Source organism: Streptomyces sp. NPDC031225 (genome assembly GCF_055570355.1).
The window spans coordinates 120,730-146,970 of sequence record NZ_JBVIHJ010000014.1 but is presented as its reverse complement, the minus strand read 5'-3'; the positions used below and the strand labels follow the sequence as shown (position 1 = coordinate 146,970).

Here is a 26,241-nt window from a genome sequence, read left to right as displayed (position 1 = left end):
GTCAGTTGACGTAGACCGCTTCGCCGCCGGTGGTCACCGGGCTGTACTTCGCGGTCCAGAAGCCGCTCGCCGGGCACAGCGAGGAGCCGGACGTCCGGGTGAACTGCTGGTTGCTGAAGGCGATGCTGTTGTCGGCGTTGGAGGCGGTGCCGGCGAGGCCGCCCGCCGCCTGGTAGACACAGCTGACGCTGCCCAGCAGGGTGCGCAGCACGACGGTCGTCTGGATGGCGGAACCGCTCGCCGGGGTCACGGCGACGGCACCGTCGGAGCCGACGGTGGTGGTGTACGGCAGGTTGTTGACCGTGATGCTGGTGACGCCGAGGACGCCGATCACGTTCGAGGTGCAGCTGCCGAAGGTCTGCGTGTCGAGCGACTCGGTCGCGGTGCCCGGCGCGGTGGGGTTGCCGCCGACGCCGACCGTGGCGCCGAACGTCGAGGCCGCACAGGTGATCCCGCTGGTTCCGGTCGCGGTGGAGTAGAGGGTCGCGGTGGTGCCGCTGGCCAGGGAGGCGTTGATGGACGCACCGTCGGCGACGTTGGTGCCGCCGAGACCGCCGGTGGTCAGGACCGCGACGTCGGCCGCCGCGGCAGGGGCGGCCGCGGCCACGGGCAGGGCGAAGGCGGCGGCAGCGGCGGTGAGGGAGAGCAGAGTACGGATACGCATGCGGGATTGCCTCTTTCATGAGGTCAGGGTGGGTTGGGGGGAGCACGGACGCGGGGTGGGCGTCCGCCGTTGCCGGTCCGTCACGCCTTCTCCGTACGTGACGGACCGGCAACGGCAGCCGGCCGGTGACCGGCCGGAGGCCCACTGGGGGAGGGCTCCGGCAGGACCGGGCGGGAGAGGGCGAACCCGGTACGACCAGGGGGGAAGCGGCCGTGCCGGGTGCCGTGGAGGATCGGACTCGGGCGGTGAAGAGCCCGTGAAGGACGAATGCTCCGGGAAAGCGGACGAGATGCCGCCCGACGGCTGGACCCGGCGCCACGGATCCTGGGGAAGCCACGAGAGTTGTAGACCTGATCATCCGTCAACGTCAAGATGCAGTGCGGGAGTTGATCAACGGAAAGCGGCTTTTTCCAGCCCTTCGACCGTTGTTGATCACGGGCAGCACATAATCGACACCCTTTACTCACAAGTCGCTTGACCCATGGTCGTAACCGCCGGTAACTTCCTCGGCGTTACTGCGGAGTACGAGAAAGGCCTTGCAGCCGCCGGGAGTTTGTGAGGAGGCGTGCGCCGCAGCCGCTGTCCGCGCCAGGACAGATCCAGCCACCGAAGCCGCAAACAACCGCACGTGAGCCCCACTTGCGTTGACTATGCCCCTTGGGAGCAGCACATGGCCTCGTCCGTCGGTACCACCTCTGAGACCCCCGAAAGCGGTTCCGCCCCCGAATCCTCCGACGGCCCCGCAAGACGCGGGCGGCTGTCGGGTCGCCGGGCCGCGATCATGGCCGTGCCGGCCGTCGCGATCACCGCCGGTCTCGCGATCATGACCGCCCAGGGTGCGCTGGGGGTCCAGTTCGCCATCTCCGGCATGCCGTTCACGGTCACCGCGACGCAGATGGACGGCACCGGGTTCGAGCAGTTCGGCGGCCTCGACAACATGGCGGACAACAGCCCGAACGCCGGCGACACCGGCGGTCAGGTCCTGATCGTGACCTCCGCCATCAAGAACGCGACGATCACCAAGCTGTGTCAGAGCGTCGACCTGGGCGGCACCAACCTGCTCATCAAGGCGGGCGCCGGTGACAAGAAGGTCGAGGCGACGGACCTGACCCTGGACTCGACCGATCTGACCGGTGACGCGTCCTTCACCAACATCGAGATCGGCAACGACGCCAGCACCCTCACCAAGGCGGGCGTGAAGGGCCCCCTCGGCGTCTTCAGCCAGCAGGCCGACACCGTCCACATCGCCAACCTGCGCCAGACCAACTACGCCACCACGGCGGCCGTGTTCAAGCTCCCCGGCCTCAAGCTCAGCTTCAGCGGCACGGGCTGCTGATGGCGACCCAGGAGCCCGAGGTCAGCGAGGACAAGTTCACCCGCTGGGTGTACGGACGTCCCTTCTTCGGCGGGCTGTGGCTGACCCTCGGCGGGGCATTCATCCTGCTCACCATGAAGGTCTCGCTGAAGGTGGTCATGCACGTCGGGATGCAGGGGCTGGCGGGTTACCTCCTGCCGATCCTGATGGTGGTGCTGGGCCTGCTGATCCTCTTCAGCCCCGAACAGCGCCTGTTCTACTCGGTCACCGGCGTGCTGGTCTCCCTGGGCACCTGGGTCACCTCGAACATGGGCGGCTTCATGGTCGGCCTCCTCCTGGGGGTCGCGGGAAGCGTCCTGACCTTCGCCTGGCTGCCCGACCTGGGCCCGCGGGTGAGCCGCAAGGACCGGCGCAGGCTCTCGCAGGAGGCGGCACGGGACGACTCGGCGACCGGGACGGACCGCCCCGGTGCGGGGACCGGCACGGCGCAGGCCGGGATGGCCGCCGGCACACCGCAGGCCGCGCAGTAGTGGGGGTGCGCGGGCCGCTGCCGCACCCGCACTCCCGGCGCCCGGACCGCACAGGCACCGCCCGTCACACGCCGGGCAGCCTGCGCGGTTCGAGGCGTTCCTCGACCGCCGTGTCGCCGTCGCGGGTGACGACGTAGGCGCCCTTCCCCGGGACCTCGGTGACCGCCTCGACGAGTTCGGTGCCGCGGTAGACCAGCCCCACGCCGTCGTCCGTGCAGTGGGTGGCCGGCAGGGTGCCGTCCGCGACAAGCCGGTGGACCAGCGGGCGGCGCCCCGGGTCGCTGTCGTAGTGCACCCCGTTGCCGTACGGCAGGAAGCCCAACGCGCCGGTGAGCGGCCGGAGTTCGGGGCCGTACGAATCGGTGGTGCCGCCCTCGAACCAGCACAGGGAGCCCGCACTGACCCCGCTCAGCACCACCCCGGACTCCCAGGCAGCGCGCATGACGCGGTCCAGGCCGTGCACCCGCCACACGGCGAGCAGGTTGGCCACCGAGCCGCCCATGACCCACACCACGTCCTGCTCCAGGACGGCGCCCTCGACGTCGTCCAGGTTCGGCATGGGGAAGAGCTGGAGCGGTGTGAGGTCGAAGCCGGCCACCCGGGCCGCCTCGTGCATCCGGGCCGTGAAGTGCTCGGCGTCCCCGATGGCCGTGCCGACGTACATCACGCGCGGCCTGCGTCCGTGGGCGCCCGACAGGTCGACGGCGTGGTGCACCAGGGCGTGGAACGACACCATGGTGCGCCCGCCCGCGCGGTGCCCTCCGGAGGTCGCGACGATCGTCGGTTCTGAGGCCATTCACATGATCCTAGCCAGCGGTCGCGCGAGCAGGGGCGTCCGCCCGACGGCGTCGGCCCCGGTCCACGGCCGCCCGCCGGACGTCCCCCCGGCCGACGACTCCCGGCCGCCGCCCGGCATCCCGCGCACCGCGGACGGGCGCGTACCGGAACGATCCGAGGGGACACGAGCCGCCGTACGGGCCATGAACGCCACCCCGCTACCGGCCCCTCCCGCTGCCCGCAGGCGTGAAGATCATTACGATGCGGAACCGAGAAGTCACTACAAGGGGCTGATCACTTGACTACCGGCGGTCACACGCGGTTGGCTCCTGGCCAGTGACAGTTCGACCGGCCGACGCGCCCGCGATCCGGCCGGGTTTTCGCGTTCCGCCTGCTCGGCCGCACAGCGAGGTGCCGCACCCATGAACACTCCTCCTCCACCTCGGGCTTCCTCAAGATCCGTGCGCGTGGCCGCCCTTGCCTCCGTCGCCCTTCTGCTGCTCGCCGGCTGCTCCGGTGCCGGCGGTGACTCCCGGCTCGACTCGGGCACGGGCGCGGCGCAGGGGGCGGAGACAGCCCGGCTCAGGATCGCCCTCATCACCCACGGCGGCGAGGGCGACTCCTTCTGGGAGCGCGTACGCAAGGGCGCCGAGGCCGCCGCCGCGAAGGACGGTGCCGATCTGACGTACGCGAACGACTCCGACCCCGCGGGCCAGGCCCGGTTGGTGCGCGACGCGATCGGCGACCGGGTCGACGGCATCGCCCTCACCCTGGCCAAGCCCGCCGCGATGAGGGCGCCGGTCGCCGCGGCCCGCGCTGCCGGCATTCCGGTGGTGGGCCTCAACTCCGGTATCGACGCCTGGAAGTCGCAGGGACTCCTGGAGTACTTCGGCCAGGACGAGAGCGTCACCGGCGCTGCCGTCGGGAACAAGCTGAACGAACTGAAGGCCAAGCACGCGCTGTGCGTCATCCACGAACGGGGCAATGTCGCCCTGGAGGCGCGCTGCGCCGGTGTGAAGAAGACGTTCGGCGGCGAGATGGAGAACCTGTACGTGGAGGGCACCGACCCCGACGCCGTGGACACCGTGCTCACCGCCAGGCTGCGCCAGGACCCCGGCATCGACGAAGTAGTCACCCTCGGCGCGCAGTTCGCGCTGGACGCCGTGGGTTCGGTGAAGGCGGCGGGCAGCAGGGCCCACGTCGCCACCTTCGATCTCAACGACGACCTCGCCAAGGCGATCCGCGCCGGGACCGTACAGTTCGCGGTGGACCAGCAGCCGTATCTGCAGGGCTACCTCGCGGTGGACGCACTGTGGCTGTACAAGACCAACGGCAACGTCAGCGGGGGCGGTGTGGCCCCCGTGCTCACCGGGCCCGCGTTCGTCACCCGGACGAACGTCGCCGCGGTCTCGAGGTTCGCCGCCGCCGGGACCCGCTGACCTCTCTCAGAAGACCCCCGCCCCCTGACCGCCCAAGGACGACCATGCCCGACCGGAAAGGTGCCCGGCGCCGCCTCGGCTCCATACGTCTCTCGCTCATCCTGCTGGCGCTGGTGCCAAGCGTCACCCTCACCGCCATGTGGGGCGTGACGACCACACAGCTGTTCTCGGAGGGCCTGCGGCTGCGCTCGCAGACGGAGCTGAGCAAGTCGACCGGCGCGATGGGCACCGAGGCCACCCTCGCACTGCAGGGCGAACGCGCGGTGTCCGCGGCCTGGTTGGCCAAGGTGCCGGGTTCCCAGGCCGCCCTGGAGGTCAAGCGGGCGCAGACGGACGCGGCCGTCACCGAGCTCGTCGAACAGTCCGACGAGATCCAGCGGGCACCGGGGCGCATCGCCGACAAGCTGTACTCGGTCCTCGGTTCGGTGGGCAGCCTGGAGTACTACCGCGGCCAGGTCGACCACCCCACCGACATCACCGCCGAGCAGGCCCTGGACCAGTACACGTCGATCATCGACGACCAGATCCACGCCTTCCAGCAGCTCTCGCAGGTCGACGACGGCGACCTCACCTCGCAGGCCGGACCCCTCGTCGCCCTCGAACACGCGGCGGAGCTGACCTCCCAGGAGGATGTGCGGCTCACCCTGGCCTGGCCGTCCGGCCATCTCGACGGGAAGGCGTGGACCGAGTTCGTGCAACTGGTGAACACGCGCCGGTGGCTCGTCGAGGACCAGATCGTGCCCGCGCTCAGCGGCAGTGCGAAGAAGCAGACCGAGCGGATCCTGGCGAGCGCCGACTGGCGGACCCTGACGGCCGTCGAGGACCAGGTGCTCGCCGCCCGGCCCGACGGGACGGGCCGGGTGGCCCTGCCGGACGCGCAAAAGCGGTGGTCGGCCGCGATGGCGCAGGTCTCCGTCCGCTACACCGCCCTGATCCGGCAGCAGACCTCGGGACTGCTGACCCGCAGCGCGGACAAGGCACGCGAGCAACTGCTGACGGCCGCCTCCCTCAGCGCCGGCGGACTGATCGCCCTGCTGATCTGCCTCGTCATGTCCTGGCGCATCACCCGCTCCCTGTCCCTGCGGCTGCGTGGCCTCAGGGAGGCCACGCTGAGCCTGGCCCAGGAGCGGCTGCCCGACGTGGTCGCCCGGCTGGAGCGGGGGGACAAGATCGACGTGGACCGGGCCGCGCCCGAGCTGGACTACGGCTCGGACGAACTCGGCCAGGTGGCCAAGGCGTTCAACGCCGCGCAGCGCACGGCCGTGGAGACGGCGGTGGAACTCGCCGACACCCGGCGCGGTTTCCAGAAGGTGATCCTCGGCATCGCGCGGGAGAGCCAGAACCTCGTCAACCTCCAGCTCAGCCGGCTGGACACCCTGGAGCGTCGGCACCAGGACCCCGACGTGCTGGAGGGACTGTACGAACTGGACTCCACGGCAAGCCAGTTGCGGCGGTACGAGGAGAACCTCGTCATCATCAGCGGCGGGCAGCCGCGGCGCAGCTGGACCGAGCCGGTCGCGCTGATCGACATCCTGCGCAGTGCGGTGGGTGAGGTCGCGGAGTACCAGCGGGTGGAGGTGCACACCGACGAGGAGGTGTGCCTGGCGCCGCCCGCGGTGGCCGACGTGATCCATCTGCTGGCCGAACTGATCGAGAACGCCACGCTGTACTCCCCCGCCCCGAGCCCCGTCGGTGTGCGGGCCGCGCTGGTCGCCAAGGGCCTGGCCGTCGAGGTCGAGGACCGGGGGCTCGGCATGTCCGAGGACGAGTACGGCGCGTTCAACGCCCACTTGGCCGAGGCCCCCAAGTTCGACGTGGTCGCCCTCGCCGACGACCTCCGTCTCGGCATGTTCGTCATCGCCCGCCTCGCCAACCGCCACGGCATCCAGGTGACGCTGCGGTCCTCGCCTTACGGGGGGACCACGGCGATCGTGCTGATCCCGCACGAGATCGTCGTCAGGGAGGACGCCGAGGCGCCGGACAGGGCCGACGCCGACCTCCTGGCCGCGAGGCTCGGGACCGGCGCGAGAAGGCCTGCGGAGGCGACGCGCACGACGGACGCCGGGGCTGCGGACGCCGGGGCTGCGGACGCCGCCGCGGAGGCACCGGGCTCCGCGGGCGCCGACGCCCAGGACGCCGAGTCCACGGCCCGAGCGGGGTCCGGGGCGCCCTCCCCCGCCACCGCTGCCGCCCCGGCTGCCGACGACCGCCCTGGCGGTCTCGTCCCCCTTCCCCGGCGGGTGCCCCAGACCAGCCTCGCCGTAGAGCTGCGCGAGGAGGCCCAGGCCGTCCACGAGGAAGCGGATGCCGAGGACTTCACCGCCGACCACGCGGCCTCCTCGCTCGCCGGCTTCCAGCGCGGCACGCTCCGCGCCCGGGACGAGGACGACGTCCTCGACACCTCGGACGGCCCGGTCGACCCGGCCACGCGGACCGGCCCGCTCAACGGCTCGCCCGACGGCCGGTCGGACCCTGCCGACCGGACCGGCCCCCGCGACGGCCCGAAGAGGGCGACCGTCGAGGCCGACCCGTTCGACGTGGCGAAGGAAGCGGTGACCGGCCGTGGGACCGGCCCGTCCGACATCGCCGAGGAAGTGACCTCCGCCGACGACGACCCCCTCGGCGCCCTCGAGGAAGCGGCCGCGGCCGAACCCGATCCGCTCGGTGTTCCGCACGACCCGGCCGTCGCCGCGCACGCTCCCCGCCCCGATCGCTCATGAAGGACACGCCATGACACGCCCCACCCCCGCCACGCACACCCAGCTGGACCAGCTGCTCACCGGACTCGTGGAGCGGGTCGCCGACGTGACGCAGGCTGTCGTGCTCTCCGAGGACGGGCTGGTCGTCAGCAAGTCCATCGGGTTCCTGCGCGACGACGCCGAGCGGCTGGCGGCGACCGCGTCCGGGTTGATGAGCCTGAGCAAGGGCGTCAGCATGGACTTCCGGGGCGGCCCGGTGCGCCAGGCGCTCATCGAGATGGCCAACAGTTTCCTGATCCTCACCTCGGCGGGACCCGGCGCCCACCTGGTCGTCCTGACGGGGCCGAACGCCGACGTCGGCGTGGTGGCGTACCAGATGAACATGCTGGTGAAGAAGATCGGCGAGCACCTCAGTGCGGCGCCACGGGCCGGCATCGGCCCCACCGGCGGATGAGGTGACCGACAGCGACGCGGCAGGCCGGCTGGTGCGGCCGTTCGCCCTGACCGGCGGGCGGACCAGGCCCAGCCGCGCCGACTTCACCCTCATCACCACGGTGACCGCGGTGGACCCACCCCCGGAACGGGCCCCCCGGCCGCAGCCCGAACAGGCCCGCATCCTGCGCCGGTGCGCCCGCCCGCTCGCCGTCGCGGAGCTGGCCGCGCTGCTCGACCTCCCGGTCAGCGTGGTCGTGATCATGCTGTGCGACCTGCTGGAGGCTGGTCTGATCACCGCGCGCCCACCGCGCCCCGTCTCACCCCGCACCACGGACCTGGACCTGTTGCAGAAAGTGAGGGATGGCCTTGGCCGGCTCTGAGACGCTCGCCGTCGAGACTGCTGGGACTCCCGCCGCCCCCGACACCGTCAAGATCCTGATCGCGGGGGGTTTCGGCGTCGGCAAGACCACCATGGTCGGGTCGGTCAGCGAGATCGCGCCGCTGCGCACGGAGGAACCCCTCACCGTCGCCGGCCTGGGCGTCGACGACCTCGCCGGGATCGAGCAGAAGCGGGCCACCACCGTGGCCATGGACTTCGGCCGGATCACCATCAGCGACGAACTCGTGCTCTACCTCTTCGGCACCCCGGGCCAGCAGCGGTTCTGGTTCATGTGGAACGACCTCGCCGTCGGCGCCCTGGGCGCGGTCGTCCTCATCGACGTGCGCCGCCCGGAGTCCAGCTTCGCCGCCGTGGACTTCTTCGAACGCCGCCGCATCCCGTTCGTCGTCGCCGTCAACGGCTTCGAGGGACGGCACCCGTATCCGGCCGAGGACATCAGGGAGTCCCTCGCACTGCCGGCGGGCGTCCCGGTGGTGCTGTGCGACGCCCGTCGGCGCGAGTCGTCCCGGGACGTGCTGATCACCCTCCTGGACCTGCTGATCGCCGAAGCGGTCGACGAGTAGGGGCCGAAGGGGCGCTGGGCCCGGCCATTCACTCGTCGGGTCCGGTCAACGCCTCGTCCGAGGGCGGGATCACCCGGGCCCCGAGGTCGGGATCGGGCATCTCCGGGTCGAAGGGGAACATCGGCCGGCGGATGCGGTGGTGACCGAGGCGTGGCAGGTCCTGGTCGACGCCGCCCGGGGTGAGGGCCATCTTCCAGTCGGCGGCCATCGCGAACAGCTCGGGCTCCAGGTAGCCGATCTTGACGAGGACGACGTCCGCCTCCCGCGGCTGCAACTCCAGGTCGGTGAAGTCGTGTTCGTGGTGGTACGGCTTCCTCAGCCGCGTCAGGATCACGTACACGCTCCCCACCCGCAGCACCGCCTCGGTCTGCGCGTGCCGGTCGCCGTGCCGGACGGCGTGGACCACGCCGGTCAGGGTGAGCGGGCCGGCGTGCCGGTCGTCGACCTCGGCGCCCGCGGTGACGGTGACCGTGGCCCCGACGCCGGCCTGTACGGCTGTGTCGACGGCGGCCGGGCCCGGCACGGAGGCGTAGATGACCACCGGTCCTGCGGGATCCCTGAACTCGGGCCGGGCCAGGACCTGTTGGAGCCCCCAGGTGACATCGCCCGCGCCGCCCGCGGTCGGGTTGTCGCCGGTGTCGCTGACGAAGTACGGGCGGTGCTCGGAGGCCAGGGCCGCGTCCAGACACTCCTCCAGGGTGCCGGTCGGGGCGACGAACTCGAAGTCGTGGCGGGCCTTCCAGAAGCCGTGGGCGAGCCGTTCGGCGCCGGTGGTCACGGCGTCCGCGGAAGGGCCCGTGACGACGACCGCGGCCCGGTTGCGGGGTTCGTCGGCCCAGGCGTAGCCGACCCAGATCGCCGCGTCCGTCACACCGTCGGCCGCCTCCACCTCGGCCACGGCGGCGTAGACGCTCTTCGCCGGTTCGATCCGGGTGGAGGTCTGCTCGCCCGCCAGGAGCACGGGTACCGGGATCCAGGCCTTGACGGGGCGGGGGGCTCCGGTGACCAGGTGGTCCACGAGGTTGCGGGCGGCCCGTTCCTTCGTCTCCATGGCGTCCTCGTGCGGGGCCATGCGGTAGCAGGTGATCAGGTCGGTGCGGTGGACGAGGTCGCGGGAGACGTTGCCGTGCAGGTCCATCGAGGTGGACACGACGGTCGCGGCGCCGACGACCTCTCTGATCCGGTGCAGGAGTTCGGCTTCGGCGTCGTCCAGGCCCTCCACGGTCATCGCGCCGTGGATGTCGTACCAGAGGCCGTCGACCGGGCCCATCCCGGCGAGCCGGGCGAGGAGTTCACCGGTCAGCTCGGCGTGGGCGGCGGCCGTGACCGTGCCTCCCGGCAGGGCCTTGCCCACGAGGGCGCCCCGCCAGTCGGCGGCATCGCGCAAGGGTTGGCCCGGGGCGAGGAAGGGGTAGCGGGTAAGAACGTCCTGTCCTCGTTGGGGGTGGAAGGCGGGGGCTTCGGTGCGGGCCGGGGAGAAGGTCGAGGATTCGATACCGAGGCCGGCTATGGCGATTACAGGGCGTGAAGGGGACACGGGTACTCCAGGTCGTCTGTTGGCTGCGGGTTCGTCGTGGCTTGTCGCGCAGTTCCCCGCGCCCCTGAAAAGCTCCAGTGACCGTCTGCATCAAACAGCTCCCGTGACCGTCTGCATCGCCTGCGCCAGCGCCCGCTGCAGCGCGAACTGGCCCGCTCCCGCCAGCCCCGCGTCCGCGCCCAGGGACGTGCGTTCGATCACCAGGTGCTGGGTCACCAGCGGATGGCAGCCCTCGTAGAGCTGACTGCGAACGGCCGCGACGAACGGTTCCAGGGTGGAGAGGATGCCGCCGAGGTACACCGCGTCGGGGTTGAAGAAGTTGACGTTGGCCGCGAGGACCTGGCCCAGGTAGCGGCCGGCCTGGCGGACCGCGCGGGTGGCCTCGGGGTCGGCGTCGATGGCGCGTCGTACGACGTCCTCGGTGCTCTCGACCTGAAGGCCCCGCTCCCGCAGGATCCGCACCAGTGCCGCCCCCGAGGCGACCGTCTCCAGGCAGCCCGTGTTGCCGCAGGAGCACGGGGTGTCCTGAGCGGCCTCGACGCGGACGTGGGTGATCTCCCCCGCCCCGCCGGTCGCGCCCCGGTACAGCCGGCCGTCCGCGATCACGCCCGCGCCGATCCCCGAGCCGACCTTCACCAGGATCGACTGCCGGCGTCCGGCGGGGCGGACACTGTGCTCGCCGACGGCCATGCAGTTGGCGTCGTTCTCGACGGCCACCGGGACGCCGAAGCGCTCCTCGAACCAGTCCCGGACGGGGAACCGGTTCCAGCCGGGCATGCGCGCGGGCAGGGTCACCAGGCCCGGCTCGACGTCGACCGGGCCCGGCAGGCACAGGCCCACGCCCCGCAGCCGCTCCCGTCCGTGCCCCTCGATCAGCGTCTGGAGCGTGTCCGCGAGACCGGGCAGCGCGGCCTCGGGTCCGTCCGCCGTGGCGAACGGCACCGTCGACACGTCGGTGAGGCCGCCACCGGGGTGCACGACCCCGACATGCGCGTGCTTGCCGCCGATGTCGGCCGCGACCGCGTATCCATCGCTGCCGCCGAGCCGCAGCACCTTGCGGGGCCGCCCGCCCGTGGAGGACCGGGTGCCCTCCTCGGCGACCAGGCCGCGGGCCATGAGCTGTCCGACCGCGAAGGACACCGTCGAGGGCGCGGCGCCGAGCAGTGCGGCGAGTTCCGTGCGGGTCGTCGCCTGGCCGGACGCGAGGAGTTCGAGGACACCCTCCGCGAGCGAGGAGAAGCCGGTGCCGTGCCGTCGGGGCGGGTGGGAATGCGCGGGCGGACTTTTTTCAAGCATGGACGAAGTTACTCCCGAATTCGGCGGCCGGGGCCTTGAGCGTAAGCCCGGAAGGCCTTTTTCCACTTTTTCCAGAACAGCAGAAACAGGCTTTTTACAGCGGCACGCCTGTTTCTTCCAACAGAGGGAGCGTTCACTGGCCCCACCGCCCGCTTTCCCTTCCCTGGTCCCAGGAGCACGCCATGTCCCCTGCCCGCCCGAGACTCCTCGCCGGTGCCGCCGCCCTCAGCGCGGGCACCCTGCTGCTGACCGCCTGTTCCGGATCCAGCGGCACGGCGTCGTCCTCGCACGACGCCGTCAACTACGCGCTGCCCGCGAACTTCACGCCGAACTGGATCCTGCCGATCGGCACCGCGGCCCACCTCAACACCAACAACATCTCCATCGCGAACACGCTGTGGGAGCCGCTCATCGCCTACGACGGCTCGACCGGCAAGATCGGCTGGAACAAGGCCGGTTCGGTCGCCACCGACGCCACCTTCGCCGCCGACGACAAGAGCGTCACGATCACCCTGGGCGACCGGCACTGGAGCGACGGAAAGCCGATCACCTCCGCGGACGTGAAGTTCTGGTTCGACCTCATCAAGGCGAACAAAGCCGCGTGGGCGGGCTACAACCCGGGCAAGGCCCCCGACAACTGGACGTCCTTCAAGACGGTCGACGACACCCACTTCACGATCACCTTCGACAAGGCCTACAACCCGCAGTGGATGCTCGCCAACGAGCTGAACTCCATCACCCCGCTGCCCCAGCACGCCTGGGCCGGGGGCCGGGACGCCAAGCAGGCCTGGACGTACCTCAACGACGCGGCGAAGAACATCTCCGGCTACGCCTCCGACCCGCTGTGGAAGACCATCAGCGGCCCCTACGCCGTCAAGTCCTTCTCCACCGCCGGCAAGGTCGTCCTGACCGCCAACAAGAAGTACGACGGCGGCGAGAAGGCGAGCATCCCCACGGTGAACCTGCTCCCGTTCACCACCACCGACGCCGAGAAGAACGCCCTGCGCTCCGGCGGTGTCGACTACGGCTACATCGAGGCGACCGACCTCGACCAGAAGGACAGCTTCACCGCGCAGGGCTACAGGGTGGAGCCGTGGTCGGGCTGGGCGATCACCTACATGCCGTACAACTTCAACAACCCGGCGATGGGCGCCGTGTTCAAGCAGCTCTACGCCCGTCAGGCCGTCCAGCACTCGATCGACCAGGCAAGTCTCGCGAAGGTCGTATTCAACGGCACGGCGGTGCCCGGCTACGGGCCGATCCCGCAGGGGCAGACCTCGGACTTCCTCTCGCCGGTGCAGAAGGACAACCCGTATCCGTTCTCGAACGACACCGCCACGTCGCTGCTGACGAGCCACGGCTGGACCGAGCAGGGCGGGGTCATGACCTGCTCCGAGCCCGCGAAGTGCGGTGCGGGCGTCGCCAAGGGCACGAAGTTCGAGATGCAGGTGCTCTCGCAGTCCGGCTCCGCGGTCACCGACAACATGATGAGCGCGATCCAGTCCTCGCTCGCGAAGACCGGCATCAAGTTCTCCATCAAGACGGCACCGGTCAACTCGGTGCTCTCGCAGACCCCGCAGTGCACGTCGGGGCAGTCGATCTGCAAGTGGCAGCTGAGTTTCTTCGGCACGGCCGGCAGCTGGTACTTCAACGCCTTCCCGACCGGTGACTCGCTGTTCCAGACCGGTGGCGGCTCCAACTTCGGCAACTACTCCGACTCGGACGTCGACAAGCTCATCTCGGCTACCACGACGTCGAGTTCGACCCAGGCGGTCCAGGACTACAGCGCGGCCCTCGCCAAGGAGCTTCCCGTGGTCTGGCTGCCCGAGCCGGACTACCAGATCTCCGTCGTGAAGAACGGACTCGGCGGCTTCTCCCAGGACTCGCTGGCCAACTTCCACCCGGCGCAGTGGAAGTGGACCAAGTAGTGGAGACGGTCCTCTATCTCGCACGGCGGCTGTCGCAGGCCCTCGCCGTGATCCTGATCGTGACGATCGTGGTCTTCTGCCTGCTGCACGCGCTTCCCGGGGGCCCCGCGCGCGGGATCCTCGGGCCGCAGGCGACGGCCGGGCAGATCGCCGCGTTCAACCACGAGCAGGGGCTCGATCGATCCCTGCCCGTGCAGTACGTCTACTACCTGCGCGAGTTGGCGCAGGGCGACCTCGGGACGTCGTACACGCTGAACGAGGCGGTGTCCCGGCTGATCGAGCAACGGCTGCCGAAGACCCTGGTGTTGACCGTGCTGTCCGCCGCCGTCGGGCTGCTGCTGGCGGTGCCGCTGGGGATGTGGCAGGCGGTGCGGCGGAACAAGCCGGCGGACTACGTCATCACGACGTTGAGCTTCGTCGCGTACTCGACGCCGGTCTACTTCCTCGGGCTGCTGCTCATCCTGCTGTTCACGCAGGTGCTGAGGTGGTTTCCGTCGCAGGCGCCCCAAGGGGACACGCTGGCGCAGGTGTTCGCGGATCCCGCGGGGCTGGTGCTGCCCGTGGTGACCGGGGCCGCGTCGATGGTGGCCGTGTTCAGCCGGTACATGCGGGGCGCGACCCTGGAGAACCTGTCGGAGGACTACGTGCGGACCGCTCGGGCGGGTGGGGCTTCGCAGTATGCGGTGCTCTTCCGGCATGTGTTCCGGAACTCGCTGACACCCGTGATCGCGATGCTCGGGTACTACGTGCCGGTGCTGTTCGGGGGTGCGCTGGTGGTGGAGCAGTTGTTCAACTACCCGGGGATGGGGCTGCTGTTCTGGTCCGCGGCCCAGTCGTCGGACTATCCGGTGCTGCTGGGGTGTGTGTTGGTGATCTCCGTCGCGACGGTCGTGGGGACGTTGCTTGCGGATGTCGTGCAGCGCGTTGTTGATCCTCGGGTGAAGGAGGGGCGGGCGTGAGTGGTCGTATTGAAAGCGTCCGCCAGTGGGGGCTTGTCGCGCAGTTCCCCGCGCCCCTGAAGGCGCGCTTCGCGCGCAACAAGCTTGCCGTGGCCGGGCTCGTGGTTGTCATCCTCTTCATAGGTTTCTGCTTCCTTGGGCCCCTTCTCCACTCCACCGATCAGACCCACACCGATCTCACCCAGGTGAACCTGGCCCCCAACGGCTCGCATTGGCTGGGTACCGACGCCGTCGGGCACGATCAGCTCGGGCGGCTCATGTACGGCGGGCAGGTGTCCCTGTCGGTCGGGCTGGCGGCCGGGGTGCTCGCCACCGTCATCGGGACCCTGTGGGGTGCCGTCGCGGGGTATGCGGGCGGGTGGGTCGACGCCGTGATGATGCGGGTCGTCGACGCGGGCATCGCCATCCCCGCGCTGTTCATCCTGCTCGTCGTGTCCGCCATCACCAGTCCCGGCACGGGCGGACTGATTCTCGTCCTGGGGCTGGTGTCGTGGCTCGTGCCGTCCCGGCTGGTGCGGGCCGAGACGCTCACGCTCAAGAACCGGGACTATGTGCTGACCCTGCGGGCCACCGGGGGAACCCACGGGCGGGCGATCCGCCGGCACATCCTGCCGAACTCGGTGTCCACGATCGTCGTCGCGGGCACCTTCCAGGTCGCCGACGCGATCCTGCTCATCGCCTATGTGTCGTATCTGGGCCTCGGCGTCCAGCCGCCGAAGACCGACTGGGGCGGCATGCTGTCGGCCGGGCTGACGGCCGCGTACTCGGGACGCTGGTGGCTGATCGTGCCGCCGGGCCTGGCGATCATCCTCGTCGTGTGCGCGTTCAACGCGATCGGCGACGGCCTGCGGGACGCCTTCGACGTGAGGGGACGCGCGTGAACATCCTGACCATCGAGGACCTCGGAGTGACCTTCTCCACGGAGACGGGTGACGTGCCCGCCGTGCGCGGGGTGTCGCTGGAGGTCCGCCCAGGTGAGACGCTCGCGCTCGTCGGCGAGTCGGGGTCCGGCAAGTCGACGGTGGCACTGGCCGCGATGGGACTGCTGCCGGGCAGTGCGCGGGTCTCGGGGCGGGTGACGGTCGACGGTACGGAAGTCGTCGGGGCGCCGGAGGCCTCGCTCACCCGGCTGCGGGGACGTACGGCCTCCATGGTCTTCCAGGAACCGGCCACCGCCCTCGACCCGCTGACCCGGGTCGGCGCCCAGATCGCGGAAGTCGTACGCAACCACCGGGACGTCTCCCGGTCGGACGCGGCGCGCGAGGCGGTCGAACTCCTGCGCCGCGTCGGGATTCCCGAGCCGGAGCGGCGGGCTTCGGCCTTCCCCTTCCAGCTGTCGGGCGGGCAGCGGCAGCGGGTCGTCATCGCCATGGCGATCGCCAACTCGCCGGCCCTGCTGATCGCGGACGAGCCGACCACCGCGCTCGACGTCACCGTGCAGGCCGAGATCCTGGACCTGCTGCGGCGGCTCGCGGCCGACTCGGGCACGGGCGTCCTGCTGGTCACGCACAACATGGGCGTGGTCGCCGACTTCGCGGACCGGGTCGCCGTGATGCTGCGGGGCGAGATCGTGGAGACCGGGCCGGTGGAGGAGGTGCTGCTACGGCCGCAGCACGCGTACACGCAGGCGCTGCTGGCGGCGGTGCCGCGACTGAGGGTCACCGGCACGGATGTACCGGCGGGCCCTGCGGAGGACACTGCCCCGGCCTCCGGGACGGATGCTCCCGTGGTGCGGCTCCGGGACGTGTCCGTGCGGTTCGGGCGGGTCCGGGCACTCGACGGCGTCTCCCTCGACGTCCGTCCCGGTGACACCGTCGGGCTCGTGGGCGAGTCCGGGTCGGGCAAGTCGACGGCGGCCAGGGTCGCGCTCGGGCTCATCGCGCCCGCCTCCGGTTCGGTGTCGCTGTTCGGCACCGATCTGGCCCGGGTCCGGGGCCGGAAGCGGCGGGCGCTGCTCGCCGGTGTGGGCGTGGTCCTCCAGGACCCGGTGGCCTCGCTGGACGCGCGGATGAGTGTGGCGGAGTGCGTGGCCGAGCCGCTCCGAATGCACCGCCGGGGCATGACGGGCGCCGAGCGACGGGCGCGGGTCGCGGAGGTGCTCGAACTGGTGCGGCTGCCGGGGGAGTTGGCGGCACGGGGTCCACGTGAACTGTCCGGTGGCCAGCGGCAGCGGGTGAGTCTCGCCCGGGCCCTGGTGCTCGAACCCCGGCTGCTCGTCGCGGACGAACCGACCAGCGCGCTGGACGTGAGCGTCCAGCGGACCGTGCTGGAGGTGATCGCCGAGCTGCAGCGGGAGCTGGGGTTCGCCTGCCTCTTCGTCTCCCACGACCTGGCCGTCGTGCAGGAGTTCGCCCGGCGGGTCGTCGTCATGCGGGACGGGCGGATCCAGGAGCAGGGGCCGACCATGTCCACGCTGCTGCACCCGGAGACCGCGTACACACGGCGGCTCATCGCGGCCGTACCGGTGCCGGATCCGGTGGTGCAGCGGCAGCGCCGCGCACAGCGGCAGACGGAGGTCACCGCGTGAAGGCGGTCGCCGGCGTCGACATCGGCGGTACGACCACCCAAGTGGCCCTGTGCGCGGAGGATCTGACCGTCGCGGACCGGCTGGAGGTGCCCACCCCCGCGGCGGCGGGCGGGGCCGCGATGGTGGACGCGGCACTGGACGCCGTACGCCTGCTGCTGGACCGTACGGACGCGCGGCTGCTCGGGGTCGGGGTCGGGGCGGCGGGTGTGGTGGACGCGCGGGCCGGGCGGGTCCTGGTCGCCAGTGACTCCTTCCGGGGCTGGGCCGGGTTCGCGGTGACGGCGGCGTTCGAGGAGGCGCTCGGGGTGCCGGCGTTCCTGGACAACGACGTCAACGCGTTCCTGCGCGGCGAGGCCACGGCCGGTGCCGTCGCGGGCGAGCCCCATGTGCTCGGGATGACCCTCGGGACCGGCGTCGGCGGGGCGCTGTGGCTGGACGGTGCCCTGTACGACGGGCCGCACGGCGCGGCGGGCGAGATCGGGCACATCCCGGGCTTCGGCGATCTGCCCTGCACGTGCGGGGGCCGCGGCCATCTGGAGACGCTGGCGTCGGGGCGGGCGATCGCGGCGCGGTACGGGGAGCGGACCGGGCGGGAGCTGAGCGCGCGCGAGGTGGCGGAGGTCTCCGACCCGGTCGCGCTCGGCGTGTACGAGGACGCGGGTGCCGCCGTGGCCCGAGCGCTGCTCGTCACGGCGGGCCTGCTGGACGTCACCACCGTCGTGATCGGCGGGGGCGTCAGCCGGTCCTGGCACCTTCTGGAACCGGCGGTCCGGCGCGCCCTGACCGCCGAACCGCCGGTCAGCGGACATCCGGTGACGGTGGTGCCCGCACTGCTCGGCGGGGACGCGGTGGCGGTGGGTGCGGCGGCGCGGGTGCGGGCGGAACTCGGTGTGTGACCGGGGAGTCCGCCGTCAGCGGGCGAGGTCCCACGTGGCCCGGGACGGTGGCGGCCGATGTGACCTCGTGAGAACGGCGCGGGCCTCCCCCGTGAAGGCGGGTGCCCGCGCCGGTTCCTCAGTGGGTGCGCGTGGGTCAGCCGAGGCCGTTCGTCTTCAGCCAGGCCTTCGCCACGTCCAGCGGGTCCTTGTTGTCCAGCTGGACCTGGGTGTCCATCTCGAGGAGCGCCTTGGTGTCCAGCTTGGCGGAGACCGCGTTGAGCGCGGCCACGCCGTCCGCGGAGACACCCGACTTGTAGACGAGCGGGGTCACGTTCGCGAAGCCGAAGAGGTTCTTGGGGTCCTGGAGGACGACGAACTTCTCCTTGATGATGGTCGGGTCGGTCGTGAAGAGGTCCGCGGCCTGCACGGTGTTCTTCTTCAGCGCCGCCTGGGTCAGCGGACCGCCCGCGTCGAGCGCCTTGAAGGACTTGAACTTCAGGCCGTACTCGGACTCCAGGCCGAGCAGACCCTGCTGGCGGGTCTGGAACTCCGGCGAGCCGCCGATGACCAGGTCGCCGGCGACGGCCTTGAGGTCGGCGAGGGTGGATTCGCCGGTCAGGCTGTACTTCTTCGCGGTTTCGGCGTTGAGGGTGACCGAGTCCTTGTCCTCCGCCGGCGCGGAGTCGAGCAGCGTCAGCTTGGAGTCGAGCTTGGCCTTGGCCGCGGCGTTCACGCCCTCGGCCGACTCCTGCTTGGCGTCCTTGTCCAGGTACGCCAGCAGCGAGCCGTTGTACTCGGGCAGGACGGTGATGGAGCCGTTCTTCAGCAGGCCGTAGGTGGTCTCACGGCTGCCGATGTTGGGCTTGTAGGTGACCTTGACACCCTTGGCCTTCAGGGCCTCGCCGTAGATGTCGGCGAGCAGGATGCTCTCGGCGAAGTTGTTGGAGCCGACGACGACGGTGTCGCCGCTGCCCGCGGCTGCGGTGTCCTCGGAGAGCGGGTCGGAGCTCTTGTCGGAGGACCCGCATCCCGCCAGCAGGACCGTGGTGGCGGCGAGCGCGAGGGCGGCCACGCCGGGGTTCTTCCTGAGGGGCCTGCGGTGTGCGGCGGTAGAAGTCACGATTCCCGTTCCGGAACTCAGGGGATGCAAGGTGGTTCAAGGGCGTTCTAGGGAGGAAGCCCTTGCACTGATCCAATCCAGCCAGTTCTCGGTCAGTCAAGACCGGCCTGGTCACAATTGGCGTCCATCCGTAGTCCGTTGTGAAGGAAGCGCGAAAGCGGCGCGCCGGGTGCCGCTCGGGTTGTAACGGATTCTTGACTCGGGGTGGCAGGAAGCGCTGTCCGAAGAGGCTGTAGTCTCGCCGAAGTTGGCGCCGGTCACACAGGCGTGCGGGAGCCACTCAGGTGTCCCTGTGCACCGTCCCGCAGCGATCAGAATCGGTGATGTGCGTTCTTGTACGCCGACCGAGACACCCACGAAGGAGGGCTGGTGTCCACGAACGAGGTGGGCGCGTCCACCCGGTCGGCACCGTCGCCGGCCCGGGGCGGCACCCGTGGCAGTCGCATCCGGGGCATCCGGGACTTCGCCGAGCGCTGGCCCTTCCGGCGCAAGCTGAACATCCTGGTGGGTGTGCCGCTCGCGGTGGTCGCCGCGCTGCTGGCGTACCTCTTCGCCGACCAGGTCGGCCAGTCCACCGACGCCTCGGACGCGGCCCAGCTGGTGCGTGACAGCGCCCAGGTCGCCAAGCTGGTGGGGCAGTTGGAGGCCGAGCACCAGCAGGCCGTCCTGCTCTCCGTGCGCCACCAGTCCACCTGGGACGGCCACGCCCCCTCGCAGACCGCCTACCGCGCGGCCCAGACCGCCGTCGACGACCAGGTCGAGAAGGTCCGCGTGACCTTCGGCGACCGGCTCCCGTACGACGAGGCCCAGGCCCTGCGCGAGGTCAACGGCCTGCAGGACCTGCGCAGCACCATCGAGAAGGCCTACCTCCCCGCCGACAACATCGACCCGGCCTACAGCGATGCCGCCCAGGGCCTCATCGACGGCCTCGGACTCGACCGCAACCCCTCGCTCGCGGCCACCTTCACCGGCAACCTGCTCGACTCGCTGCTGCGTGCCGACGCCGCGCACGGTTCCTTCGAGACCGGTGTCTTCTCCGCGACGACCGGCGACTCCAACGCCCTCATCGAGCTGATCGGCGCGATCGGCTCCTACGACGAGTACACCCACCAGGCCGACCGCTTCGGCCGGTTCGCCAGCGAGGAACAGGCCCAGGAACTCGGCGACATCGAGCACAACAGCGCCCAGGCGGCGATCTCCCGGCAGTACGCCGAGCTGCAGATCGACCCCAGCGCGCTGCAGGCGGGCTCGAACGCCGAGATCAAGCAGGCGTTCCAGACGGCGCTCGACTCCTATCCCGACTACCGCGCGCAGGCCCGGACCCGGCTGAAGACCACCACCTCGCTCATCGACCAGATCGCCGACCGCGCCGACGCCGCCTCCCGCAGCGCCCGTTCGAACGCCGCCTGGCTGCTCGGGGCCGCCCTGCTGGGCTTCGTGCTGTGGCTCGCCTTCTCCGTCGCCGTCCGACGCTCCGTGATCCGCCCGGTGCAGGCCCTGACCGGTGCCGCCAAGCAGGTCGCCGACGTGGCCGGCCGTGAGCTGGCGCGCGTCGCCGACGACGACACCGAGGACACCGGGACGCCGCGGCTCCAGGAGATGCCGGTCACCGCGAAGGACGAGATCGGTGACCTCGCCGACGTGTTCAACCAGGTGCAGACCACCGCGGTGGCCCTCCTCGAACGGCAGGTCCTCAGCCGCCGCAACGTCGCCGAGATGTTCGGCAACGTGGGCCGCCGGGTGAGCAACCTGACCACACGCCAGCTGGCGCTGATCGACGCGGTCGAGCGCGGCGAGACGGACCCCGCGCTCCTGGAACGCCTCTACAGCATCGACCACATCGCCGTACGTCTGCGCCGCAACGCCGACAGCCTGATGCTGCTCGCCGGCATCCGCGAGACGGTCCTCGACTCCGGGCCGCTCGCGCTCACCAACGTCGTCCGGGCCGCGCTCGGGCAGATCGAGGGCTTCCGGCGGGTGTCCCTGCAGGCCGGCACGGAGGTCATGGTCGAGCCCGACATCATCGGCGACCTCACCCTGATGGTGGCCGAACTCGTCGAGAACGCCGTGTCCTTCTCCCCCGCGGGAAGCCCCGTCGAGGTGATCGTCAAGGACAGCCACGAGGGTGCGCTGGTCGTGATCTCCGACCACGGTCTCGGCATGAGCGCCGAGCGCCTGGAGGAGGAGAACGCCCGCCTGATCCGCCGCGAGCGCCTCGACCTCGTACCGACGAAGGTCCTCGGCCTCTTCGTCGTCGGCACGCTGGCGCGCCGCTGGGAGGTGGGCGTGGCCCTGTCCCGCACCCCCGGCGGCGGTGTGACGGCCGAGGTGACGATCCCGTCGTCCCTGCTGCTCACGATGAGCCCGGTGGCCGAGGCTCCGGCGGCCGGCTCCCTTACGGCTTCCCCGGCGGAGCCGGCAGCGGGCCCCGCCCGCGCACGGACGGGTTCCGGACCGTCATGGGCCGTGGACGCGGACGCGGAGCCTGCCGCCGGTCCCGTCCGGTCGGGTGTGACGGCCGCGCAGGGCGAGTCCGGCCGTGCTGCCGTGCTCGCGAAGTCTGCCGAGACCGGCCCCGTGGCGTCGTCCTCCGACGACTCCGCTCCGCTGCCCCGCCGCGTTCCGCAGCGCGACCAGGCGGCCGCGGCCGCCGACGGCGGCGACGGACCAGGGAGCGAACCCGGCCCCGCCGCCGCCCCGTTCATCCCGAAGGCCCGCACCGGCGAGGCCGCGGCGTCCGCTCCGGAGCCCGTTGCCGGGACGCCCGGCGCCGACGGCGATGCCTCCGACGCCCGTCCGCTGCGCCGCCGGGTCCGCGGCGCCACGCTGCGCACCACCCTCGGTGCGGACGTCGTGCAGAAGACGGCCCCGTCCCGGCCCGCCGACGCGGACGCCGTACGCGACGCTCTCGACGAGTTCGAGGCGGCCGTGGAGCGCGCACACCGGGACACCGAGACCGGCAGCCACACCAGACCGGTGTTCAAGGCCGACAGGGCCGAACAGCCCGACGTGGAATCCCACCGGACCGCATCCGACCCCCCGCACGACCAGAACCACTCCCCGGAAGGAGCGGAGCAGTGAGCACGTCCACAGGTGACACGCCTACGGAAGGCACCACGCCCGCCGACCTGCAGGCCGCCGCAGCCGACTTCACCTGGCTGCTGAACCGTTTCGCGACGGAGACGGCGGGCGTCGTCGACGCCATCGCCGTGTCCTCGGACGGGCTGCTCATCGCGGTGTCGGAACTACGCGAGCACGCGGACTCCGAACGCCTCGCCGCGATCGTCTCCGGCATCACGAGCCTGGCCGCCGGTGCCTCCGGCAACTACGGCCTCGGCGGTCTCAACAAGGTCATCATCGATCTGGAGGGCGGCCATGTCCTGGTCTCCGCGATCGGCAGCGGCGCCGTGCTCGGCGTCGTGACCGACAAGGAGGCCAAGCTGGGCAACATCGCGTACGAGATGACGCTGTTCGCCAACCGGGCAGGCAGCGCGCTCAACCCCCAGCTCGTGCTCGAACTGAAGAACAGCGTCGGCGCCGCGTCGAAGCGCTGACCGGGCACCGCCCGGCCGGAGAGGAAGACACACAGCCATGGCGGACGGCCGCACTGAGAGCGGTGCAGGCGAGGCCGGCGGCACACCACCGGGCCCGGACCCGGCGGTCGGCCCCGTCGCCGCCGTACGGCCGTTCCTGGTGACCGCCGGCCGGGTGGCACCCGGTCCGTCCGGCCGGACGATGCCCGTCGAGACCCAGGTGGTGGCCACCGCCGAGGGGCTCGCCGAGCTCGACCGGCTCTCCTTCGAACAGCACGACATCGTCGCCGCGTGCCGGATTCCGCAGTCCATCGCGGAGATCGCGGCCCGGCTGCGGCTGCACCTGAACGTGGTCCGGATCCTCGCCGAGGACCTGCGCACGGCGGGGCAGCTGACGGTGCACGTGCCCGACACCGGCGTCACCCACGACGCGTCCGTCCTGCGCAGGCTCATCGACGGCCTGCGTGCCATCCCCGATTCACGAGGGGTACTCCGTGACACCGACTGATCCGGCTGCCCGGCCCTCGGCCGCGCAGACCGCCGCCGTACGACCGCCGCTGCCGGTCAAGATGGTGATCGCGGGCGGCTTCGGGGTGGGCAAGACCACCGCCGTGGGCTCGATCTCCGAGATCGAGCCGCTGACCACCGAGGCCGCCATCACCGAGGTCGCCGCCGGCGTGGACGACCTCAGTCACACGCCGCGCAAGACCACCACCACGGTCGCGATGGACTTCGGCTGCATCACCGTCGACCCGACCCTGAAGCTGTACCTGTTCGGCACGCCGGGCCAGGAGCGCTTCGGGTTCATGTGGGACGACATCGTCGAGGGGGCCCTCGGTGGTCTCGTCATCGTCGACACCCGCCGCCTGGACGACTGCTACGCCGCGGTCGACTACTTCGAGCACAAGCAGATCCCGTTCGCGGTCGCCGTCAACGCCTTCGACGGCAGGGTCGAGCACACCCTGGACGAGGTCCGCTGGGCCCTCGACGTCAACGACCGGATCCCGGTGATCGTCTTCGACGCGAGGGAGCGCGGCTCGGTGCGGGACGCCCTGCTGGTCGTCCTGGAGCAGGCGCTTGCACGCACCCGGGCGTGAGGAGGGCCGGGGGAACTCCCCCGGCCCGTCGCTCAGTTGACCCTGAGCACTCCGCGCGACACCGTGAGCCTGGTGATCAGCCAGAACACCGCCAGCGTCACCAGTGCCATGAGCGCGACCAGCGCGGCACCGCCCACGACCTTCTCGTAGTTGCGCTGGTAGAGCCCGTCCACGATGTACCGGCCGAGGCCGCCGAGCGAGACGTACGCCGCGATGGTCGCCGTGGAGACGATCTGGATGGCCGCCGAGCGCAGCCCGCCGAGGATCAGCGGGAGGGCGACGGGCAGTTCGACCCGCAGCAGGATCTCCGCCTCGTGCATCCCCATGCCCCGAGCGGCGTCCACCGGCGAGGGGTCGACGGACCGCATCGCCTCGTAGGTGGTGACGAGGATCGGCGGTACGGCGAGGACGACCAGCGGGATCATCACGTTGATCAGACCGAACCCCAGCGACAGGGTCATCAGCACCAGCAGACCGAAGGTCGGCAGCGCCCGGCCCGCGGTCGCGATGAGGGAGAGCGCGTTGCCGCCGCGTCCGTAGTGCCCGGTGACCAGGCCGACGGGCAGCCCGATCGCGGCGGCGAGGGCGAGCGCCTCCAGGGTGTACTGAACGTGCTCCCACACCCGCGTGGGGATGCCGTCGTAGCCGTGCCAGTGGGCACTGTCGCTGAAGAAGTTGCTGATGAAGTTGAGGATGTTCACCGGGCCGTGTCCTCCAGGGCGAGGGCGGCCGGGTCGGGCCGGCCGGCCTTCGGTGCCGAGTGCGCCCGCCGGGGCATCCACGGCGTCAGCAGCAGCCGTACGGCGACCAGCAGGCCGTCGACGAGGAGCGCCAGGACGGCCATGGTGAGCACGGCGTTCCAGGCGAGTTCGGGCCGGTTGTAGATGGTGGCGTCGTTGAGCAGGTTGCCGAGCGCGCCCTGGTTGCCGATGAGGGCGCCGACGCTGACCAGGCTGATGCTCGACACGGTGGCCACCCTGAGCCCGGCGATGATGGCGGGCACGGCGATGGGCAACTGGACCTGGACGTAACGGCGTACGGGGCCGAAGCCCATCGCCGTCGCGGCGGCCAGGGTCTCCTGCGGCACCGAGCGGACGCCGTCGACGATCGCCGGGACCAGGATGACGAGGGTGTAGACGGTGAGCGGGATCATCACCGTGAGTTCGGTCTGGCCGGTGTAGTCGATGAGGACCACGAAGAAGGCCAGCGAGGGGATGGCGTAGAGCACGGTCGTCACCCACAGCACGGGCGGGTACAGCCAGCGGAAGCGCACGCACAGCTGGGACAGCGGCAGCGCGATCACCAGCCCGACGAGGACCGGCAGCAGGGCCTCCCTGAGATGCAGGCCGATCAGACCGAGCCAGCTGTGCTGGAGGTCGCTGGGGATGTCGAAGAAGCCGTTCATCCGGCGGCCTCGGAGGCCGTGCCGTTGTCGCGGCCCTCCTCGTGGTGCGCGCCGCGGATGGCGTCGCCGATGGCCTGCTGGGAGACCACCCCGGCGACCCGCCCCTCGGCGTCGACCCCGACGGCCCATCCGGTGGGCGAGAGCACCGCGCAGTCCAGCGCGGCCCGCAGCGAGTCCGTACCGGCGACGAAGGGCCGCCCGTACGACAGCAGGCGCCCGGCGTCGATGCTGCCGGCGGTCAGGTTCCGCGGCTCACTCCATCCGAGGGGCCTGCCGTCCACGTCGGTGACGAGGAGGTAGGGGGACTCGGCCGCGCCGCGAGTGGCGATCTGCTCGGCGGTGGCGTCGACCGCGACGACCGGTCCGGTGAGCAGTCCGAGGCCCGCGGAGGAGAAGAAGGAGAGGCGCCGGACGCCCCGGTCGGTGCCGAGGAAGTCCTCGACGAACGCGTCGGCGGGACTGGAGAGCAGGTCGGCGGGCGGCGCGTACTGGGCGAGCTTGCCGCCGGTGCGCAGTACGGCGACCATCGTGCCGAGCTTGACGGCCTCGTCGATGTCGTGGGTGACGAAGACAATGGTCTTGCCCAACTCGCCCTGGATGCGCAGGAGTTCGTCCTGCAGTCCCTTGCGCACGATGGGGTCGACCGCCGAGAACGGCTCGTCCATCAGCAGGACCGGCGGGTCGGCGGCGAGCGCCCGGGCCACGCCGACGCGCTGCTGCTGGCCGCCGGACAGCTGGTAGGGGTACCGCTTGGCGAGCGAGCCGTCGAGCCCGACCCGCTCCATCAGCTCCCGTGCCCGCGCCCGCGCCTTGTCCTTGCCCCACCCCAGCATCCGGGGCACGGTGGCGATGTTGTCGACGATCGTGCGGTGCTGGAAGAGCCCGGCGTTCTGGATGACGTAGCCCATGGACCGGCGCAGCGTGTTGACCGACTGCTGCCGGCTGTCCTTGCCGTCGATCAGGATGGTGCCCTCGCTGGGTTCGACCATTCGGTTGATCATGCGCAGGGTCGTCGTCTTGCCGCAACCCGAGGGACCGACCAGGACGGTGATCGAGCGATCGGGAATCTCCAACGAGAGGCGGTCGACCGCCACCGTTCCGTCCGGGTACCGCTTGGTGACTGAATCTATCCGTATCAA

24 protein-coding genes are annotated in these 26,241 nt (G+C 71.1%); 16 read left to right on the top strand and 8 right to left on the bottom strand.

Going from position 1 to position 26,241, the window contains the following annotated elements:
• Position 1 precedes the first annotated feature (1 nt).
• Positions 2–664 carry a Tat pathway signal sequence domain protein gene (locus tag ACZ48Z_RS24215; protein ID WP_468737949.1) on the bottom strand — a complete coding sequence of 221 codons (663 nt, stop codon included), beginning with the start codon at positions 662–664 and terminating at the stop codon, positions 2–4.
• Positions 665–1,334: 670 nt separating this feature from the next.
• On the opposite strand from ACZ48Z_RS24215, the gene ACZ48Z_RS24210 reads away from it, so the two are divergent.
• Both ACZ48Z_RS24210 and ACZ48Z_RS24205 read left to right on the top strand, forming a co-directional pair.
• Entirely contained in the window at positions 1,335–2,000 is a 666-nt protein-coding gene (locus ACZ48Z_RS24210) for a DUF6230 family protein (protein ID WP_468737948.1), read from the top strand.
• Positions 2,000–2,509 carry a DUF6114 domain-containing protein gene (locus ACZ48Z_RS24205; RefSeq protein WP_468737947.1) on the top strand — a complete coding sequence of 170 codons (510 nt, stop codon included), beginning with the start codon at positions 2,000–2,002 and terminating at the stop codon, positions 2,507–2,509. Before ACZ48Z_RS24210 ends, ACZ48Z_RS24205 begins: the two co-directional genes overlap by 1 nt.
• Positions 2,510–2,573: 64 nt before the next feature.
• Here the strand turns inward: ACZ48Z_RS24205 and ACZ48Z_RS24200 are convergent, their stop codons facing one another.
• Complete coding sequence (locus tag ACZ48Z_RS24200) at positions 2,574–3,305, bottom strand: Type 1 glutamine amidotransferase-like domain-containing protein (RefSeq protein WP_468737946.1); 732 nt, start codon at positions 3,303–3,305, stop codon at positions 2,574–2,576.
• 403 nt (positions 3,306–3,708) lie between these two features.
• Here ACZ48Z_RS24200 and ACZ48Z_RS24195 point away from each other — a divergent pair, with 403 nt between their 5' ends.
• The 5 genes from ACZ48Z_RS24195 to ACZ48Z_RS24175 are packed head-to-tail and all read left to right on the top strand — an operon-like array spanning position 3,709 to position 8,822.
• On the top strand, positions 3,709–4,725 hold the full coding sequence (locus ACZ48Z_RS24195; RefSeq protein ID WP_468737945.1) for a substrate-binding domain-containing protein: 1,017 nt from the start codon (positions 3,709–3,711) through the stop codon (positions 4,723–4,725).
• Between the two features lie 44 nt (positions 4,726–4,769).
• Positions 4,770–7,445: a sensor histidine kinase gene (locus ACZ48Z_RS24190; RefSeq protein WP_468737944.1), complete on the top strand. Its 2,676-nt coding sequence runs from the start codon at positions 4,770–4,772 to the stop codon at positions 7,443–7,445.
• A gap of 10 nt (positions 7,446–7,455) precedes the next feature.
• On the top strand, positions 7,456–7,878 hold the full coding sequence (locus tag ACZ48Z_RS24185; RefSeq protein WP_424884253.1) for a roadblock/LC7 domain-containing protein: 423 nt from the start codon (positions 7,456–7,458) through the stop codon (positions 7,876–7,878).
• Position 7,879: 1 nt separating this feature from the next.
• Entirely contained in the window at positions 7,880–8,239 is a 360-nt protein-coding gene (locus ACZ48Z_RS24180) for a DUF742 domain-containing protein (RefSeq protein ID WP_468737943.1), read from the top strand.
• Positions 8,226–8,822 carry a GTP-binding protein gene (locus tag ACZ48Z_RS24175; RefSeq protein WP_468737942.1) on the top strand — a complete coding sequence of 199 codons (597 nt, stop codon included), beginning with the start codon at positions 8,226–8,228 and terminating at the stop codon, positions 8,820–8,822. Before ACZ48Z_RS24180 ends, ACZ48Z_RS24175 begins: the two co-directional genes overlap by 14 nt.
• 28 nt (positions 8,823–8,850) lie before the next feature.
• Here the strand turns inward: ACZ48Z_RS24175 and ACZ48Z_RS24170 are convergent, their stop codons facing one another.
• Together ACZ48Z_RS24170 and ACZ48Z_RS24165 are read right to left on the bottom strand one after the other, a co-directional pair.
• On the bottom strand, positions 8,851–10,359 hold the full coding sequence (locus tag ACZ48Z_RS24170) for a M81 family metallopeptidase (RefSeq protein WP_468737941.1): 1,509 nt from the start codon (positions 10,357–10,359) through the stop codon (positions 8,851–8,853).
• 90 nt (positions 10,360–10,449) lie between these two features.
• A complete protein-coding gene (locus ACZ48Z_RS24165; protein WP_468737940.1) occupies positions 10,450–11,655 on the bottom strand; it encodes an ROK family protein in 1,206 nt (401 codons plus the stop codon).
• 182 nt (positions 11,656–11,837) lie between these two features.
• Between ACZ48Z_RS24165 and ACZ48Z_RS24160 the strand changes: the two genes are divergently transcribed.
• Genes ACZ48Z_RS24160 through ACZ48Z_RS24140 form a run of 5 tightly spaced genes read left to right on the top strand, consistent with a single transcriptional unit; the run spans position 11,838 to position 17,965 of the window.
• The gene (locus tag ACZ48Z_RS24160) at positions 11,838–13,583 is read left to right on the top strand and encodes a peptide ABC transporter substrate-binding protein (protein ID WP_468737939.1); all 1,746 of its coding nucleotides are present in this window, start codon (positions 11,838–11,840) and stop codon (positions 13,581–13,583) included.
• Positions 13,583–14,542, top strand: a complete 960-nt coding sequence (locus ACZ48Z_RS24155) for an ABC transporter permease (protein WP_468738049.1) — start codon at positions 13,583–13,585, stop codon at positions 14,540–14,542. Before ACZ48Z_RS24160 ends, ACZ48Z_RS24155 begins: the two co-directional genes overlap by 1 nt.
• An 8-nt stretch (positions 14,543–14,550) precedes the next feature.
• Positions 14,551–15,423: an ABC transporter permease gene (locus tag ACZ48Z_RS24150; protein WP_468738048.1), complete on the top strand. Its 873-nt coding sequence runs from the start codon at positions 14,551–14,553 to the stop codon at positions 15,421–15,423.
• A complete protein-coding gene (locus ACZ48Z_RS24145) occupies positions 15,420–17,069 on the top strand; it encodes a dipeptide ABC transporter ATP-binding protein (RefSeq protein ID WP_468737938.1) in 1,650 nt (549 codons plus the stop codon). The genes ACZ48Z_RS24150 and ACZ48Z_RS24145 overlap by 4 nt, the downstream gene beginning before the upstream one ends.
• Positions 17,066–17,965, top strand: a complete 900-nt coding sequence (locus ACZ48Z_RS24140; RefSeq protein WP_468737937.1) for an ROK family protein — start codon at positions 17,066–17,068, stop codon at positions 17,963–17,965. Before ACZ48Z_RS24145 ends, ACZ48Z_RS24140 begins: the two co-directional genes overlap by 4 nt.
• Before the next feature lie 136 nt (positions 17,966–18,101).
• Here the strand turns inward: ACZ48Z_RS24140 and ACZ48Z_RS24135 are convergent, their stop codons facing one another.
• Positions 18,102–19,067, bottom strand: a complete 966-nt coding sequence (locus ACZ48Z_RS24135; protein WP_468737936.1) for an ABC transporter substrate-binding protein — start codon at positions 19,065–19,067, stop codon at positions 18,102–18,104.
• 369 nt (positions 19,068–19,436) lie between these two features.
• Here ACZ48Z_RS24135 and ACZ48Z_RS24130 point away from each other — a divergent pair, with 369 nt between their 5' ends.
• The 4 genes from ACZ48Z_RS24130 to ACZ48Z_RS24115 are packed head-to-tail and all read left to right on the top strand — an operon-like array spanning position 19,437 to position 23,697.
• On the top strand, positions 19,437–22,148 hold the full coding sequence (locus tag ACZ48Z_RS24130; RefSeq protein ID WP_468737935.1) for a sensor histidine kinase: 2,712 nt from the start codon (positions 19,437–19,439) through the stop codon (positions 22,146–22,148).
• Positions 22,145–22,621: a roadblock/LC7 domain-containing protein gene (locus ACZ48Z_RS24125; protein ID WP_328751262.1), complete on the top strand. Its 477-nt coding sequence runs from the start codon at positions 22,145–22,147 to the stop codon at positions 22,619–22,621. Before ACZ48Z_RS24130 ends, ACZ48Z_RS24125 begins: the two co-directional genes overlap by 4 nt.
• A 37-nt stretch (positions 22,622–22,658) precedes the next feature.
• Positions 22,659–23,108, top strand: a complete 450-nt coding sequence (locus ACZ48Z_RS24120; protein ID WP_468737934.1) for a DUF742 domain-containing protein — start codon at positions 22,659–22,661, stop codon at positions 23,106–23,108.
• The gene (locus tag ACZ48Z_RS24115; RefSeq protein WP_468737933.1) at positions 23,095–23,697 is read left to right on the top strand and encodes a GTP-binding protein; all 603 of its coding nucleotides are present in this window, start codon (positions 23,095–23,097) and stop codon (positions 23,695–23,697) included. The genes ACZ48Z_RS24120 and ACZ48Z_RS24115 overlap by 14 nt, the downstream gene beginning before the upstream one ends.
• Positions 23,698–23,729: 32 nt before the next feature.
• Here ACZ48Z_RS24115 and ACZ48Z_RS24110 read toward each other — a convergent pair whose 3' ends face one another.
• The 3 genes from ACZ48Z_RS24110 to ACZ48Z_RS24100 are packed head-to-tail and all read right to left on the bottom strand — an operon-like array spanning position 23,730 to position 26,241.
• Positions 23,730–24,398, bottom strand: a complete 669-nt coding sequence (locus tag ACZ48Z_RS24110) for an ABC transporter permease (protein WP_468737932.1) — start codon at positions 24,396–24,398, stop codon at positions 23,730–23,732.
• Complete coding sequence (locus ACZ48Z_RS24105; RefSeq protein WP_468737931.1) at positions 24,395–25,102, bottom strand: ABC transporter permease; 708 nt, start codon at positions 25,100–25,102, stop codon at positions 24,395–24,397. The genes ACZ48Z_RS24110 and ACZ48Z_RS24105 overlap by 4 nt, the downstream gene beginning before the upstream one ends.
• Positions 25,099–26,241 carry an ABC transporter ATP-binding protein gene (locus ACZ48Z_RS24100; RefSeq protein WP_468737930.1) on the bottom strand — a complete coding sequence of 381 codons (1,143 nt, stop codon included), beginning with the start codon at positions 26,239–26,241 and terminating at the stop codon, positions 25,099–25,101. Before ACZ48Z_RS24100 ends, ACZ48Z_RS24105 begins: the two co-directional genes overlap by 4 nt.